Origin of the sequence: Massilia luteola, assembly GCF_034420155.1 — a bacterium.
Classification (GTDB): domain Bacteria; phylum Pseudomonadota; class Gammaproteobacteria; order Burkholderiales; family Burkholderiaceae_D; genus Telluria; species Telluria luteola.
The window spans coordinates 166727-181562 of record NZ_JAXOFN010000007.1 but is presented as its reverse complement, the minus strand read 5'-3'; the positions used below and the strand labels follow the sequence as shown (position 1 = coordinate 181562).

General features: G+C 67.1%; 16 protein-coding genes. 2 read left to right on the top strand and 14 right to left on the bottom strand.

From position 1 onward, the window contains the following. The first annotated feature begins 158 nt into the window (after positions 1-158). Positions 159-1205, top strand: coding sequence for a LacI family DNA-binding transcriptional regulator (locus U9J41_RS10865; protein ID WP_322402200.1), 1047 nt, complete (start codon positions 159-161; stop codon positions 1203-1205). Here U9J41_RS10865 and dapA read toward each other — a convergent pair. The 13 genes from dapA to U9J41_RS10800 form a co-directional block, all read right to left on the bottom strand. Continuing rightward, on the bottom strand, positions 1202-2095 hold the full coding sequence (gene dapA / locus U9J41_RS10860; RefSeq protein WP_322402199.1) for a 4-hydroxy-tetrahydrodipicolinate synthase: 894 nt from the start codon (positions 2093-2095) through the stop codon (positions 1202-1204). The genes U9J41_RS10865 and dapA overlap by 4 nt on opposite strands. A 22-nt stretch (positions 2096-2117) precedes the next feature. Then, positions 2118-2924: a serine O-acetyltransferase gene (cysE, locus tag U9J41_RS10855; protein WP_322402198.1), complete on the bottom strand. Its 807-nt coding sequence runs from the start codon at positions 2922-2924 to the stop codon at positions 2118-2120. Further along, on the bottom strand, positions 2921-3460 hold the full coding sequence (locus tag U9J41_RS10850) for an RBBP9/YdeN family alpha/beta hydrolase (protein ID WP_322402197.1): 540 nt from the start codon (positions 3458-3460) through the stop codon (positions 2921-2923). The genes cysE and U9J41_RS10850 overlap by 4 nt, the downstream gene beginning before the upstream one ends. 11 nt (positions 3461-3471) lie before the next feature. Further along, positions 3472-4104: a bifunctional 4-hydroxy-2-oxoglutarate aldolase/2-dehydro-3-deoxy-phosphogluconate aldolase gene (gene eda, locus U9J41_RS10845; protein WP_322402196.1), complete on the bottom strand. Its 633-nt coding sequence runs from the start codon at positions 4102-4104 to the stop codon at positions 3472-3474. A 12-nt stretch (positions 4105-4116) separates the two neighbouring features. Further along, a complete protein-coding gene (locus U9J41_RS10840) occupies positions 4117-4458 on the bottom strand; it encodes a DsrE family protein (RefSeq protein WP_322402195.1) in 342 nt (113 codons plus the stop codon). Continuing rightward, positions 4455-4844: a DsrE family protein gene (locus tag U9J41_RS10835; protein WP_322402194.1), complete on the bottom strand. Its 390-nt coding sequence runs from the start codon at positions 4842-4844 to the stop codon at positions 4455-4457. The genes U9J41_RS10840 and U9J41_RS10835 overlap by 4 nt, the downstream gene beginning before the upstream one ends. Before the next feature lie 19 nt (positions 4845-4863). After that, positions 4864-5568, bottom strand: a complete 705-nt coding sequence (locus U9J41_RS10830) for an HAD family hydrolase (RefSeq protein ID WP_322402193.1) — start codon at positions 5566-5568, stop codon at positions 4864-4866. After that, a complete protein-coding gene (locus U9J41_RS10825) occupies positions 5569-5775 on the bottom strand; it encodes a tautomerase family protein (RefSeq protein ID WP_425260289.1) in 207 nt (68 codons plus the stop codon). Positions 5776-5830: 55 nt separating this feature from the next. Then, complete coding sequence (locus U9J41_RS10820) at positions 5831-7336, bottom strand: aminotransferase class V-fold PLP-dependent enzyme (protein ID WP_322402191.1); 1506 nt, start codon at positions 7334-7336, stop codon at positions 5831-5833. An 8-nt stretch (positions 7337-7344) separates the two neighbouring features. Further along, positions 7345-8610, bottom strand: a complete 1266-nt coding sequence (locus U9J41_RS10815; RefSeq protein ID WP_322402190.1) for an amino acid--tRNA ligase-related protein — start codon at positions 8608-8610, stop codon at positions 7345-7347. A 55-nt stretch (positions 8611-8665) separates the two neighbouring features. Continuing rightward, the gene (locus tag U9J41_RS10810) at positions 8666-9736 is read right to left on the bottom strand and encodes an NAD(P)H-dependent flavin oxidoreductase (protein ID WP_322402189.1); all 1071 of its coding nucleotides are present in this window, start codon (positions 9734-9736) and stop codon (positions 8666-8668) included. Beyond that, positions 9733-10392, bottom strand: coding sequence for a glutathione S-transferase family protein (locus U9J41_RS10805; protein WP_322402188.1), 660 nt, complete (start codon positions 10390-10392; stop codon positions 9733-9735). Before U9J41_RS10805 ends, U9J41_RS10810 begins: the two co-directional genes overlap by 4 nt. A 73-nt stretch (positions 10393-10465) precedes the next feature. Then, entirely contained in the window at positions 10466-11377 is a 912-nt protein-coding gene (locus U9J41_RS10800) for a DMT family transporter (RefSeq protein WP_322402187.1), read from the bottom strand. Between the two features lie 387 nt (positions 11378-11764). On the opposite strand from U9J41_RS10800, the gene U9J41_RS10795 reads away from it, so the two are divergent. Beyond that, on the top strand, positions 11765-12637 hold the full coding sequence (locus U9J41_RS10795) for a LysR family transcriptional regulator (protein WP_322402186.1): 873 nt from the start codon (positions 11765-11767) through the stop codon (positions 12635-12637). 15 nt (positions 12638-12652) lie between these two features. On the opposite strand, the gene U9J41_RS10790 is transcribed toward U9J41_RS10795, so the two are convergent. Further along, positions 12653-14542, bottom strand: coding sequence for an FAD/NAD(P)-binding protein (locus U9J41_RS10790; RefSeq protein WP_322402185.1), 1890 nt, complete (start codon positions 14540-14542; stop codon positions 12653-12655). Positions 14543-14836: the final 294 nt, after the last annotated feature.

Here is a 14836-nt window from a genome sequence, read left to right as displayed (position 1 = left end):
TTTTTTAATAGTTGAGTGATCACAACGACATGTACGCCGCAGGGCCGGAACGGCGCCCGCACCGGGCGAATGCGCGCTCTTATTGCATGCAAGTATTTTTGCTATGATGGTGACGTGCCTGCCGGTGGCGAGCGAACTTTACACGAGTCAACAAACTGATGAAAACTGCGCAGAATGCCCATGTCTCCCGTGGCGGCCCGGTCACGATGCACGACGTCGCCGCGCGTGCCGGCGTATCGCGCGCGACGGTGTCGAAGTATTTCAACGACCGCGAAGGTTTGAAGGCCGACACGCTGGCCCGCATCGAACAGGCATGCCGCGAACTCGAATACGTGCCCGATCCGCACGCCGTCACACTCGTGCGCGGGCGCTCGCGCATGGTCGGCGTCATCCTGCCGGTCGTGAACGAGCCGTTCTTCGCCGAGGCCCTGCGCGCGATCGAGGAGAAGGCCAAGTCGCTCGGCATGGACGTGATCATCCAGTGCTCGTACAACGACCCGGCCGAGGAAGCGGCGGCGCTGATGACGATGCGCTCGATGAAGGTGGCGGGCGTGATCCTGACCGCCGTCGCGTCGAAGGCCAATCTCGGCCTGCTGCTGCGGCTGGAGCAGGAAATGCGCATCGTCTACATGGACAGCTATGTGCACGAAGACTGCAACTACGTGATGAACGACAACCGGCAAAGCATGGCGATGCTGACCCGCTACCTGCTCGGCCGCGGCCACCGCCCGGCCTATCTGGGAGCGCCGCCCGTCGCGCATCCGTCGCCGGAAGAACGGCTCGCCGGCTATCTGGAGGCGATGGCGGAAGCGGGCATGGCGCCGCACGTCGTGCCCGCCAGCACGCAGCCATCGTGGGATTTCGAAGCGTATGCGTTCCGCCACGTGCTCGACTGGCTGGCGAGCGGCGCCTGGAAACGCGCCGGCGTCACGGCCCTCGCCTGCGGCACCGACAGGCTCGCGATCGGCGCGATGTCCGCGTGCCGGCGGTTCGGCCTCGCGCCGGGCCAGGACCTGGCCATCGTCGGCCACGACGACCTGCCCATTTCCGCCTACCTGCATCCCCCGCTGACCACGTTCCGGCAGGACGTCGCCGCCATCGGCGTCGCCGCGATGGAATGTCTGCAGGCGCAGCTCGACGGCACCGGCGCGGCGCCGTACCGCAAGCGTTTTACGGGCGGGCTGGTGCCGCGCGAGTCGGCCTAGCGCGCGGCGGTGGCGGACGCGATGCCCGCCTCCTCCATGGCCGCGCGCACGGCCGCCTGGCCCGCCGGCGACAGGGTCGTCAGCGGCAGGCGGATGCCCTGGCCGATCGCCCCCATCTGCGCCAGCGCCCATTTGACGGGAATCGGATTCGACTCGACGAACAATTGCTGATGCAGGGGAAACAGGCGACGGTTGATCGCATTGGCATACGCGACGTCGCCGTCCAGTGCCGCCTGGTTCATCTCGCGCATCAACCGCGGCGCCACGTTGGCCGTCACGGAGAAAATGCCGTGGGCGCCCAGGAACATCAGGGCCAGGGCACTCGGGTCATCGGCGCCGTAGACGGCAAAGTCGGCGGGCGCCCGGCGCAGCAGGTCCGCGCCGTTGGGGATGTCGCCGCTGGCGTCCTTGATGCCGACGATGTTCGGGATGTCGGCGAGGCGCAGGATGGTGTCGTTCGACATGCCGGCGACCGTGCGGCCGGGCACGTTGTACAGGATGTGCGGCATGTCGACCGCCTCGGCGATCGCGCGGAAATGCCGGTACATGCCTTCCTGGGTCGGCTTGTTGTAGTAGGGGACCACCGTCAGGCTGTAATCGGCGCCCAGTTGCCGCGCGCGGCGCGCCAGTTCGATCGCTTCGGCGGTCGAATTGGCGCCGGTGCCGGCGATCACCGGCGCCCGGCCGGCGCAGCACCGTACGGCCGCGCCGATCAGGTCGCAATGCTCGGCCAGGTCGACGGTCGACGCCTCGCCCGTGGTGCCCACGATGCCGATGGCGTCGCTGCCCTCTTCCAGATGCCAATCGATCAAGCGCTCCAGCGATGCAAAATCGAGCGTGCCGTCGTCATGCATGGGTGTCACCAGCGCGACCAGACTGCCTGTTAACATGGGATGTCTCCAAAAAAAATATTCATGACTGCGTGGTGCACGAATAATCGCGCACCACCCGTGCCGGCACGCCCGCCACGGTGCAGCACGGCGGCACGGCCTGCAGCACCACGCTGCCGGCGGCCACCTGGCTCAGGGCGCCGATTTCGATGTTGCCGAGGATGATGGCGCCCGCGCCGACCTTGACGCCGCGCCGCAGCTTGGGATGGCGGTCGCCGCTCTGCTTGCCGGTGCCGCCCAATGTCACGCCTTGCAGGATCGACACGTGATCGTCGACCACCGCGGTTTCGCCGATCACGATGCCGCTGCCATGGTCCAGCATGACCCCGGCACCGATGCGGGCCGCCGGATGGATGTCGATGCCGAACACGGCAGCGGCCTGGTTGGCCAGCGCCAGCGCCAGCGGCTCGCGGCCGGCGCACCACAGCGCATGCGCGGCGCGATAGGTCTGCAAGGCATGGAATCCCTTCAAATGGAGAAACACGTGCAGGCTGCCGCGGCAGGCGGGATCGCCGCGCCGGACCGCCCGCAAGTCGGCGCCGATGCGCCGCATCACGGGCTCGCCGTCCAGCGCCGCGTTCAGCAGGTCGCACAGGCCGGCTTCGCTCAGCCCGCGGAACTGCAGCCGCTCCGCCAGCAGCGCCGCCAGCGCGCTGCGCAAGTCGGGCTGCGCCAGGACCAACCGCTCGATCCAGCCCTGCAGCAAGGGTTCCCGTGCCGCCACCCCGGCAGCCGCCTGCAGCAGGGCCGGCCAGTCATCCTCGCCGGTGCCGGCCGGCGCATCGGGCAGGTGCGCGGTGTCGGCCAGGCAAAGTGCGGGCGGCGTCACGGACCACCCAGCAACTCGTCCAGCAACGCGCGGCCCTGCGGCCACGCGCCATGCCCGCTGGCGGTGTTGATGTGGCCGGCGTTGCCCAGTTCGACCAGCCGGCCGCCCCAGGCCTCGGCGCAGCGGCGCGCGAAACCCGGCGCGGCATACGGATCGTCGCCGCTCGCCACCACCAGCGTCGCGAACGGCAGGCGCCGCAGCGGCAGTTCGGCGAAGCCGCTCACCTGCGGCGGAAAACCCGGCCGATGCGGGTCCGGCGGCGCCACCAGCAGCGCACCGCGTATCGTGAGCCCGGTCTGCGCCGCCCAGCGGTTCACCAGCAGGCAGCCGAGGCTGTGGGCTACCAGCACCGTGTCCGGGCCGCTGGCCGCCACCGCCGTCTCCAGCGCGGCGCGCCAGTCGTCGTACACGGGGCGCTCCCAGTCGCGCTGCACCACCCTGCGCCAGCGGGGGTTGGCGCGCTCCCACCGGCTTTGCCAATGCCCGGGATCGGAATCGCCCAGGCCCGGCAGGAGCAATATCTTGGTCGCGTCCATGGCGCTCCCGTTCAGGCCTGGCGCAGGCGGCTGGCGGCGGCGGCCAACGCCGTGATCGCATCCCAGTCGCCCGCCTCGATCGCGTCGCGCGGGGTCAGCCAGGAGCCGCCCACGCAAGCGACGTTGCGGCAGGCCAGGAAGCTGGCCGCGCTGTCCGGCGTGATGCCGCCGGTGGGGCAAAAGGTCACGTCCGGCAGCGGGCCGGCCAGCGCATTGAGCATCGCGACGCCGCCGGCTTGCATGGCGGGGAACAGTTTCAGCGTGCGCAAGCCGGCGGCGCGCGCGGCCATCACTTCGGAAGGCGTCATCACGCCGGCCAGCAGCGGCAAGCCGCTCTCTTTGGCGCCCTGGACCAGCGCCGCGGTCGTGCCGGGCGACGCGCCGAACACGGCACCGGCGTCGCGCGCCTCGAAGCACTCCGCGGCAGTGTTCAGCGTGCCGACCCCGACGATCGCGTCGGGCACCTGTTCGGCGATCGCCCGGATCGCCGCCATGCCGTGCTCCGAACGCAAGGTCACTTCCAGCACCCGCAAGCCGCCGGCCACCAGGGCGCGCGCCAGCGGGACGGCATCCTCGAGACGTTGGATGACGATCACCGGGATCACCGGCGCCACGTGCAGAATGTCGAGTAGTTGATTGCTCATGATTTTCTATCCTTAGTTGAACACCACGTCCGCGCCGTGCACCAGCTGCGCGAGCGCATCCGGCCCGATGGCCCGGACGTGGGGTTTGATGGCGCCCGTCACGCCATGCAGCGCCAGGTCTTCCTCGACGGCGTAGAACGGCACCTCCATCTCGACCAGGAAGCGTTCCTGGTCGGCGTATTTGATGTGCTTGTTGGTGTCGCGATAGTCCGCCGCCGCCAGCATCACGGCGCGCGCCGCCAGCACCACGACCGGCTTGGCATCGGCGGAAATGGCAAGCGCCATGCGCGCATATTGATAGTTCAGGTCGCTCGCCCCGGGCGATTGCGAGAGCACGAACAGCACGGTCTTCATGCCTGTCCTCCATGCTGGCCGCCGAACACCAGCACTTTTTCGCAACCCGTGATCAGCTCGCTGAACTCCAGCAGGCTGCCGAACCTGACGCCGGTGCGCGCCGCTTCCGGCGTCACGCCCTGGGCGCGCGCCATGTTGCTACAGACCGTCACTTGTGCCCCGTCCTGCATCAATTGCTGGAAGCCGAAGAAGTTACTCTTCACGGTGTCGCTGGGCAGCGCGTGATAGATGCCGTTCCCAAACAAAAATACGTGGACCTGGTAACCCAGTTCGATCGCCGACCTGGCCTGGCGCACGGCCAGAACCGCATCCGCTTCGGTCGGCCCTGAGCCGATGCACATGCCCAGCCGGCCGCTGGCCGCGGGCGCGCGTAACTCGCAAATCATGTGTGTCCTTCTCTTCTCGTCATGAAAAATTATCGTGCGCGGCCACGTGGGTGCGCGCCTGCACATGGCGCAGCAGCGCCTCCATGCCGCCGGTGAAGGCGACGGGTGTCGCCTGCCGCTCCAGCGCTTCCATGGCGCCGACGCCGAAGCTGACGCGATTCGGCCACGGCACCATCCGCAGCATGTCGCGGTCGCCGCTGGCGTCGCCGATCGCCCAGCACTGCGCGGCGTCCAGGCCATGGTGGGCCATCCAGCCGGCCACGTGCTCGCGCTTGCGCGACGGGGTGCACACCGTCTCCACGCCGGCGATGCGGCCGTCGGCGATGCGCAGCTCCGATCCCGCGACGCGCACGTGGGTCCAGCGATAGCGACGCAGCAGCAGTTCGGTGAACTGGCGCGGCACCGGTCCGCACAGCAGCACCGGCATATGCTCCCGGCCGCACCAATCGACGAGATCGGCGAAACCGGGCGTCAGTGCCAGTCCCCGCAGGATCGTGTCCGCCGCGTCCAGCGGGCAGCCGGCCATGGCGTCGATCTTGTCGAGCACGCCGGCCTCGACCCAGGCGTCGGCGTCGTCGCCGGCGCGCGCCGCCAGGCCGTCATAGATCACCTGCCGCGCCTGCGGCTGCCCCAGGTTGCGCAATACGAAATTCAGGATGCTTTCGCCGGTGATGACACGGCCGACGCCGCACACCAGCGCCCGCATCGGCGGATGCGGCGCCATTTATTGTTGCTGGCGGCCGGCAGCCAGCTTGCGCTCGGTGACGGTCACGCCGCCCAGGCCCCAGTTGTCGTCGTCGGTCTCGTCGATGACCACGACGATGTTGGCGCGGTTCTTGTTCAGCTCCGTTTCCAGCAGCGTGGTGACGCTGCGGATCAGCGTCGCCTTCTTTTCCTGGGTCAGTCCATCACGGATCAGTTTGATGTTCACGTACGGCATAGCGGTTCCTTGATTGAGTCGATGAGTGAAGCGAAATGAAATGACATCAGGCCGCCAGCGCCGCCGGTGCGATGCCCAGCAGCTGCGTCAGTTCCCGTTCGGGCGCGAAGCCGTTTTCCTGGGCGGCCATGAACGCCTTGTGCACGTACGTGCCGTCCGGCGCCACCGTGTAGCGGGCGCGGTAATGCGCGGCGTTCGTGGCCAGGTCGGTCAAGGCCTGCGCCAGGCGGTCGATGTCGGCGCGGCGCGTGTACAGGCCGAAGCTGGCGCGCACCATGCCGCGCTTGAGCCGGACCGACTGTTCGAGTTCCTCGTCGCTCAAGTCGCCCGCATCGAGGTTCCAGAGCGAATCGAGCAGCATTTCGCGCACGTACATGTGGGCGCAGAAGCATTCGTTGCGCACGGCGATGGCGAAGTAGTCGCTCAACACGGCGGCCACGAGGCCATGGTCGATGCCCTCCAGGTTGAAGGCGATCGAGCCCACGCGCGGCGCCGCGACCTGGTCCGTGTCGCCGTAGAGGGCGATCGTCGGCACGTCGCCCAGCACCTTCAAGGCGTGCGCCATCAGGTCGCGCTCCTTGTCGAACACCCGCGCCATGCCGACCCGCATCAGCGCATTCAGCACCCCGCCCAGCGCCACGGCGCCGCTCACGTCCGGCGTGCCGGCATGTTCGCGGTCCGCCAGGGCCGGCGCGACTTCATAGTCGTCCGGGTAGACATGGCTGACCATGCCCCCGCCCAGCTCCACCGGCGCGGCGCCGTCCAGGAGGCGCTTGCTGACCACGGCCACGCCGGGCGAGCCGGGCGCGTAGATCTTGTGGCCGGAAAACATGAACACGTCCAGCGCGCGCCCGCCCGGCTGGCTCATCCCGACCGGCACGTGGGCCGCCATCTGGGCGCCGTCGACCACCACGCAGGCGCCGTGGCGATGGGCCAGCTCGGCGATCCGGTGGATGGGATTGATGATGCCGGTGACGTTGCTCACGCCGGTCACGGTGACGTAATTGACGCGCTCGCCGTGTTCTTCCAGCAGGCGCTCCAGGTGCGCCAGCGACACCGTCCCGTGGCGGCCATCCTCGCACTCCAGGTCGACGTGCAGGAAGCGGGTGGATTCCCGGTGCGGCAAATCGTTGGAATGGTGCTCCATCGCGGAAATCAGCACGACGTCGCGCTCCGGACGGCTCTGGCGCAGCAGGCGCGCCAGGCGGTTCGACAGCGCGGTGACGCCGGCGCCGAAGAACAGCACCTCATACTCGGCCGGGTCGGCGCCCACGAACGCCAGCACCTGCTCGCGCGCCCATGCCAGCGCCGCGGTGGCGATCCGCGCCGGGTTGTGACTGCTGCTGTGCACGTTCGCGTAATGGCCCAGGAAGCGCCGGCGCAGCTCGAACGCGGGCGCGAACATCAGGGCGCTGGCGGCGGAATCGAGATAGACCTGCTGCACCTGGCGGCCATCGGCCAGGCGATAGTGCGTGTGCAGGCCCAGGAACTGGTCGCGGATGGCGGCGATCGTCGCGGCGCTCGGCCCCTGGCCGGCGTCGTTGGTTGGCATGGATGGCATCATGGTTTCAGCGGGCCGTTCGGGATACGCGGGATCAACGTCGCATGGCGGATGTCCTGCACGCCCATCAGCATCGCCACGAGCCGGTCGAACCCGACCGAGAAGCCGGCATGCGGCACGCAGCCGTAGCGGCGGATGTCGACGAACCAGTCGAATTCGTCGAGGTCGTGCTCGTAGTAATGCAGATTGGCGATCAGCTCCTCGAGGTCGTGCACGCGCTCGCCGCCGCCGATGATCTCGCCCTGGCCCGTGTGCGCGAACAGGTCGTTCGACGGCGTCAGGTCGGTGTCCTTGCCCAGTTGCGGGAACCAGAAATTCTTCAGTTGCTTGGGGAACTGGGTGATGAAGTAGGGACGATCGAAGCTGCGGCTCAAGGCGTCCGACTGCTGCTGCGTGTAATCCGAGCCGTACGGCAGGTCATGGCCCAACGCTTTCAGGCGCTGGAGCGATTCGTCGTAGCTGATGCGGATGAAGTCGCGGGTGAACGCGTCCAGGTGGCCGCTGGACAGTCCGGCCAGCTCGTACAGGTCCTGGTGCTGCGCGCGCAGGCGCGTCGCGATGTGCTGGACCAGGCCTTGCTCGAGCTCCATGATGTCGTCGTTGCTGGCCCAGGCGAGGTCGACCTGCAGCTGCCAGATCTCGACCAGGTGGATATTGGTTTCGTTGCGCTCGCGCCGGAACGACGGGTTCAGCGCGTACACCCGTTCCATGCCCGAGGTCAGCGCGTCGGCGTACATCCACGGGCTCTGGATCAGGGTCGCGATGCGCTTGCCGTAGTACGGAAAGGTGAACACGTCGCCGCTGCACACGCACGACGCTTCGGTCAGGATCGGCGTCTGCACGCTGTAGCAGCCGTGGCCGTCCAGGTAGTCGCGCGCGTATTTCTGGATGAAGTGGCGGAACTGGGCGACGGCGCGCAACGGCGCGCTGCGCAGATGCAGGTGGCGGTGCTTGAGGTCGAACAGGTCCGGCTCGGCGATGCTGGTCGGCAGCGGCAGGGCGCGGTTGATCAGCTCGAGGCCGGTGGCGACCGGGCGGCCGATGGCGGGATCGATCACGGCATCGAAGCGCACCACGCTCTGCGGCGTGAGGTCGAGCTCGCGCACCAGCGCGTCCGGCACCAGGCAATCGCGCGTGCGGCCGCCGCCGCGCACGGTCAGGCATTGCCATCCAGCCAGGTCGCTGGCGACAATCCGCTCCACCCAGCCTTGATAACGACCGGTCGCGGCCGGCTCCAGCTGCTCTTTCGACATCTTTGCATTCATAAACTGCTTCCTGTTTGGTTCGGTTAAAGGTTGAATCGGATCGGACGTCCGGCCGTCACGGCGCCAGGCGTGCCAGCACCTGCTCGCATTCCCGGCTCAGCAGCGCCACCAGCTCGGCGGCCGGCACGGCGCGCGACATCGCCGCGCCCTGCCCGGCCCAGAGCGACATGCAGTCGGCCCGGTCCTGGCGCGCCGCCGCCTGGCGCAGTGCCGCCGTCAGCGCGTTCTGGACCGGATAGGCCGGCACCAGCGCTTCGTACTCCGCCATGCGGTCCATGAAACCGTTGACCAGCCCGCGCGCGGGACGTCCGGAAAACAGCCGGGTGACGCGGGTGGCGTCGTCGCGTGCCGCCGCCAGCGCCTGCTTCCAGAGCGCATGGATCGGCGCTTCCGGACAGGACAGGAACGCCGTTCCCAGCTGCGCCGCGCCGGCGCCCAGCGCCAGGACGGCGGCCACGCCGCGTCCATCCATGATGCCGCCGGCCGCGATGACGGGCAGGTCGATGGCGTCGGCCACCTGCGGCACCAGGGCCAGCGTGCCGATCATCGACTGCTCGGCGCTGCCCAGGAACGTGCCGCGGTGGCCGCCGGCCTCGGCGCCCTGCACGCAGACCGCGTCGGCGCCGGCGTCGCGCCAGGCCTGCGCCTCGGCGACCGTGGTCGCGGTGCCGATCACCTGGGTTCCGGCGCGGTGGAAGCGTTCGATGCAAGCGTGGTCGACCATGCCGAAGGTAAAGCTGACGACCTGCGGACGCAGCGCCAGCACCGTCTCCAGCTGGGCAGCGCCGTCTTCGCACCAGCGCACGGGAGGCGCGGGCGGCACGCCCAATTCCTCGTACAGCGGCGCCAGCCATCCGAGCGCCTGCGCCACCACGTCCGGCGTGGGGTCGGCCGGCGGCAGCACGAACAGGTTGACGGCAAAGGCGCGGTCGGTGCGGGCACGGATCGCGGTCACGCCGGCCTCGATGTGTTGCGGGGCCAGCATGGCCGCGGCGAAGCAGCCCAGGCCGCCGGCGTTGGACACCGCGGCCACCAGGTCCGGCGACGTCGGGCCGCCGGCCATCGGCGCCTGGATGATCGGGCAGCGCATGCCCAGGGTCGTAGCGAAATAAGGGTGGAGCATCATGATGCGGCCATGTCGAACAGGTTGTCGTAGGCCGGCCGGGCCGCGAGGGCCGCCGGCGTCGTGAGGACGAGCGCGGGCCTTGGACTCCAGGACTCCAGCCACGCGGCGAGCGCGGCACCGACCTCGGCGCCGTACAGCGCGCCGTGGCGGAAGCGCACGTATTCCAGGGCGACGGCCAGCGTCAGGTCCGCCATGTCGGCGCGGCCGCCGGCCAGCGGTTCCGCCGCCACGCCGGGCTCGACCTGGCGCAACGCGCGCGCGAGTGCATCGGTCGCACGGCCGATCAGTAATCCGGCGGCCTGGTCGGACGGGCCGCGATGGCGCTCGAGTACGGTCTTCCTGACCGCGACATCCATCAGCATCCTGGCCGCCGCATACCGCCGCAGCCGTGCGGCGTCGGCCGCGGCGGTGCGCAGCGGTGCGGACGGCGCGCCCTGGCTCAGCAGGTAATCGCAAATCACACCGCTGTCCCACACCGCGCCGTCCTGGCGCGTCACCAGGGTCGGGACGGTGCAGAACGGATTGGCACGCACCAGCTCGGCGGGCGAGCGCCAGGGATCGGTCCAGCACAGGCGCAGGTCGGCCAGCCGGCATTCCAGCGCCGTGACCAGGACGATGCGCGCGAACGGCGACGTTGGAGTAAGGAAAAGCTGCATTCTTGAACAGGTTGGAAGTGAGGGGAGGCACCGGGGGGACGCCGCCATCGTGTCGACGGCGCCCGCCATGACGTCAGGCTTTCAGTTTTGCCGTGGCCGGCGTCAGGGTGGCGACCGGCGTGGCGCGCTTGCCGTGGGTCACCAGGAAAATGCCGAGGATGGACAGGCTGCCGCCCACGATCGATGCCGCGCCGCGCACTTCATGGAACAGCAGGAAGCCGAACAACATCGTGAACACCGGCACCAGGTAAAAGTAGGAAGCGACCAGCGTGGCCGACTGGCGGCGGATCAGCAGGAACAGCAGGGCCACCGCGCCCACCGACAGCACGATGGACAGCCAGGCCAGGCTGGCGATGAAACCGGTGCTCCATTGCACAGTGAGTCTTTCCGTCGCCAGGGCCGCCGTGCCGGTCACCACGAAGCACGTCAGGTACTGGATCAGCGCCGACGGCAGGATCGCGGCCTGGGAGCTGTAGCGCTTTTGATAGAGCGTGCCCAGCGTCAGCCCCAGCAGGCCGATCACGGCCGGCACCACCTGGCGTCCCACCGACTGCACGCCGGCGATCAGGTTCAGGCCGTTGGACAGCACGGCGATCGTGCCGGCCAGGCCGAGTCCAATGCCCAGCCATTGGCGGGACGACAGCGACTCGCGGCCCGTGGCGACGGAGATGACCGCGGTCAACACCGGCTGCAGGCCGATCACGAGCGCGGTCAAGCCGGCGGGCAGGCCGTTATGGATCGCGTAGAAGATACCGCCCTGGAAACACACGTGCAGCAGCAGGCCGCTGATACAGATATGCGCGTATTCGCTCGCCTTCCTGGGCATGCGCTGGCGAAATACCGGTATCAGGCAAGCCACCACGACCGCCGCGATCGCCATCCGGATCGCGATCAGCACGAAGGGATCAGCGTAGGGCAACGCCCCTTTCCCGGCGATGAACCCGGTACTCCACAACAGAACAAATAATAGGGCGGTAAAGGACATCGTTATTCTCCAAAGGATATGCAAATCGCATCGGCGCCAGCGGGCGCCAGAAAGCAGGGGACGACAAAACGGAAAAGCGCAAGAAAAGATCGATTGCTCGCGATGCCACATTGATGTACATCAAACATACTTGGCACAACAGGAACCAGCCTTAACGTCAAAAGTAAATATATCTATAATGACAACGCATTCGATAAAAACAAGAAAATGCCGCGCCCCCACTTGGGGCAGGCCAATTCGACTATCGTTCACGAGGCCTTTCTGTGTTTCCGCCGTTCGCCCTCTGAATCATTTCGAATATTTTAAACCCGGGGTTTCATCAAGGATAATGACAAGTTATGAACGATACATTCACTTTTAGAGAGGCGATCAAGCGTGGATTTACACATGCTCAGGATATTCAAGGCGGTAGCAGATGAAGGCGGAGTGGCGCGCGCGGCGGAACGCCTGCATTGCGTTCAATCGAATGTTTCGACCCGGTTGACGCAATTCGAAAAAAAGCTCGACATCAAGCTGTTTCACCGCGTGGGCAATCGCCTGGTCATTACGCAGGATGGGCTACGGCTCCTGGATTACGCGGAGCGCCTGCTGCAGCTGGCGGAAGAGGCCAAGGCGGCCGTGACCGGCAAAGGCGTGCCCAGCGGCCCGCTCCGGATCGGATCGATGGAAACGGCCGCAGCCTTGCGCCTGCCCCCGATCTTGACCAAGTTCCATGAGCAATATCCGCAGGTGGATTTGCAGATACAAACTGGGCCGACCAATCTCATGCTGGAGCAAGTTCTCAGCCACATGGCCGATATCGGCGTGGTGGCCGGTCCGATCAATTGCAACGAGGTGCACCAGCAGGACGTGTTCGAGGAAGAATTGGTGCTGGTGACCGAGGTGGGGCACGGACCGGTCACCACGGCTGCCGATGTCGGGGCGTCCACGATCCTGTCGTTCCGGGCTGGCTGCGCTTACCGCTATCGTCTGGAACAATGGTTTGCGGAAAGCGGTATGCAACCGAAAGTCGTCGAATTCGGCGCCTTCGAAACCATCCTGGCTTGCGTCGGCGCGGGCATGGGCGTGTCGTTGATGCCGGCCGCGCTGCTCATCAAACGCAATCTGCTGTCATCGGTGCGTATCCACACGCTGCCGCGCCGGCTGGCGCGGGTCAACACCACCCTGATCTGGCGCAAGGATATCTCCCGGCACGCCGCGCGCGATGCGTTCATCGCGCATTTCGCCGACGAGCCCGCCGTCCTGGAAAGCGTGAATTGAGCGGACCGGCGGACGTCAGGCGGCGATGAGGTTGGGCTGGCTCTGGTTGGACGCGGTCGGGTCGAGGCTGTGTCCCGGCGTCCCGATCTTGTCCAGCATCGCCAGCGCCACCTTGCCCGCGTCCTGGATGGCGCGCGAATTGACCTGCGGACGCGGCAGCACGTAGGTATAAAAGGTCGGTCCTTCTGCGATATTTCCCAACGCCCAGACGTTGTCGACCACGCATCCGGTGGCGTCGATCAGGTTGGCGGCAGGGCTGACCGCCAGTCCGCTGGGCTTGAAGGCGCCGTTCCGGAATGGCGCGGCCAGGCCGCTGGCCAGCAGGTCCTCGATCAGCGCCGATGTAGTCTGTTCGGGCTCGAAGACATCGATCTTGGCGCGCACGAAGACGTCGAACGCGGCGGCGTGCGCCTGCGCGAAGGCGGTCGACGACAGCGTGTAGCGGTGCGCCGCGCCGTCGTAGCCGATCGCCGGGTTCGGGCCCATGCCGAACTCGAGCAAGCCCGCTTCGCACAAGGCCAGCAGCTCCATATTGCGCTCCTTGGGCGGACCGACCGCAATCCGGTTCATGACTGCGCACCAGTGCGACAGGAAGCGCCGGTGCGACTCCGGCGTCAGGCCGCAGTGATCGACGGCGTAGCGGATGTTGTCGCGCACGTCCCGTATCACGTCGGCGGCCGCCTTGCGCGGATTCTCGACGTTGCCCTCGAGGGCGTCGGCGATGTCCTGCCGCAGATACGCCTGGACAAATTGCTGGTAGTCGGCGTACGTGGCAAACCGGATACCGTCCAGTGGAGCGACCAGCGTATCGATCGCCTGCAGGCTCGCCGGTGCCGGCCGGTAGTCGCGCGGGTCGAGCCATTGCTTGTCCTGCGTGCATTCATGCACATAGGCCATTTCCAACTTGAGGACCGGCCACACATCGCGATCGAAATCGAGCTGGGACGATCCGCTGTGCAGGCGCGTGCGGTGGCGTGCGGCGTCGATCGCTTCGCGCGTGAAGAAGCGGGTCTTGTACTGCCCGCCCACGCCCTTTTGATTGACGGCGCGGCCGCCGAATGGCACGCCCTGGCGCGAAAACATGTGCATGGCGGGTTCGCGGCCGCACGACAGATAGCGCAAGTGCCCGGGCGCGGCCGCTTCGAACCGCCCGCCCATGCCCGAGGTCAATGCCGACACCACATCGGTGGCGCTGAGACCGGCGCCGCAGATGGCGACCCGGTCCGCCGGCGATATCCGGCTGAGCGCGGCGATCGGATAGGGATTCCGGAAAAAGCGCAAGCGGCTGTTCTTCGACTCGCCCTGGTTCGTCATCGCCTCCAGCATGCGGTCGAATTCGTCCTGGCGCCCCTTGCAATGGCCCAGCGCGAGGCAGCAGAAGTCGGCTGCGATCAGGTAGTCGCCGTCGAGCCGCAGCGCCAGCTTGCCGTCGTCGAGGCGCGTCATCTGCTTCACTTCACGCCTGTGGTTGTGCAATGTGACGTTGGCGGGGAAGCCGGCGATCAGCCGGTCGTACACGGCCGTCAGGTACTCGCCCAGCAGGGAACGGGGCAGATAGTCGTTCTCGCCGATTTCCAGTCCGGCCGACGACACGATGTACTTGCCGTCGACGCAGCGATAGCCCCGGGCGCGGACCCAGTCCAGGAAGGACGGGCCGGGCGCGACGGGGCCGGCGCCCTCCACCGTGTCATCGCTGTACATCGTGATTTGCCCGGCGACCGTGTTGACCAGCAGATGTTGCGGCTGCGACCACTCATGCACGCCCTGGCCCGGAATGGCCGGATCGATCAGGTGCAGGGTCAAGGCGGGCGTGGCGTAGCCGGCGTTCAGCAGGGCGGACAGGCGCTCCAGAATATTCAGTCCCCGCGGCCCGAGGCCCACTATCGCAATGCTTGCTGATTTCATGCATTCCTCATTTGAATTACCGGATTGGTCACCCGTGGCGTGCGCCGGCTGCCGGCACCGCAGCATGTTTTCCATGCACGCTCAAGCGAGCGCTATGGTATGCAATTCAATTCGGAAAAGATAATTACTAATTTTGAACCGGCAATCTCTGGCAAAGAATATCGGCAATTCGCGGACATGCCTGCAAGCGGCAAAAAAAAGCCGGTGACGAATCACCGGCTTTTATGAAAATCTATTCTGCGATATGAAATTTCACCGAATATCACGCGACGCGCATCGGAATGACGGAGTATT

Excerpts from the sequence above, each read along its gene's own strand:
- U9J41_RS10865 (WP_322402200.1), top strand. The coding sequence starts at position 159 with ATGAAAACTGCGCAGAATGCCCATGTCTCCCGTGGCGGCCCGGTCACG.
- dapA (WP_322402199.1), bottom strand. The coding sequence starts at position 2,095 with ATGTTAACAGGCAGTCTGGTCGCGCTGGTGACACCCATGCATGACGAC.
- U9J41_RS10850 (WP_322402197.1), bottom strand. The coding sequence starts at position 3,460 with ATGGACGCGACCAAGATATTGCTCCTGCCGGGCCTGGGCGATTCCGAT.
- eda (WP_322402196.1), bottom strand. The coding sequence starts at position 4,104 with ATGAGCAATCAACTACTCGACATTCTGCACGTGGCGCCGGTGATCCCG.
- U9J41_RS10840 (WP_322402195.1), bottom strand. The coding sequence starts at position 4,458 with ATGAAGACCGTGCTGTTCGTGCTCTCGCAATCGCCCGGGGCGAGCGAC.
- U9J41_RS10835 (WP_322402194.1), bottom strand. The coding sequence starts at position 4,844 with ATGATTTGCGAGTTACGCGCGCCCGCGGCCAGCGGCCGGCTGGGCATG.
- U9J41_RS10830 (WP_322402193.1), bottom strand. The coding sequence starts at position 5,568 with ATGGCGCCGCATCCGCCGATGCGGGCGCTGGTGTGCGGCGTCGGCCGT.
- U9J41_RS10820 (WP_322402191.1), bottom strand. The coding sequence starts at position 7,336 with ATGCCAACCAACGACGCCGGCCAGGGGCCGAGCGCCGCGACGATCGCC.
- U9J41_RS10815 (WP_322402190.1), bottom strand. The coding sequence starts at position 8,610 with ATGAATGCAAAGATGTCGAAAGAGCAGCTGGAGCCGGCCGCGACCGGT.
- U9J41_RS10810 (WP_322402189.1), bottom strand. The coding sequence starts at position 9,736 with ATGATGCTCCACCCTTATTTCGCTACGACCCTGGGCATGCGCTGCCCG.
- U9J41_RS10805 (WP_322402188.1), bottom strand. The coding sequence starts at position 10,392 with ATGCAGCTTTTCCTTACTCCAACGTCGCCGTTCGCGCGCATCGTCCTG.
- U9J41_RS10800 (WP_322402187.1), bottom strand. The coding sequence starts at position 11,377 with ATGTCCTTTACCGCCCTATTATTTGTTCTGTTGTGGAGTACCGGGTTC.
- U9J41_RS10795 (WP_322402186.1), top strand. The coding sequence starts at position 11,765 with ATGCTCAGGATATTCAAGGCGGTAGCAGATGAAGGCGGAGTGGCGCGC.
- U9J41_RS10790 (WP_322402185.1), bottom strand. The coding sequence starts at position 14,542 with ATGAAATCAGCAAGCATTGCGATAGTGGGCCTCGGGCCGCGGGGACTG.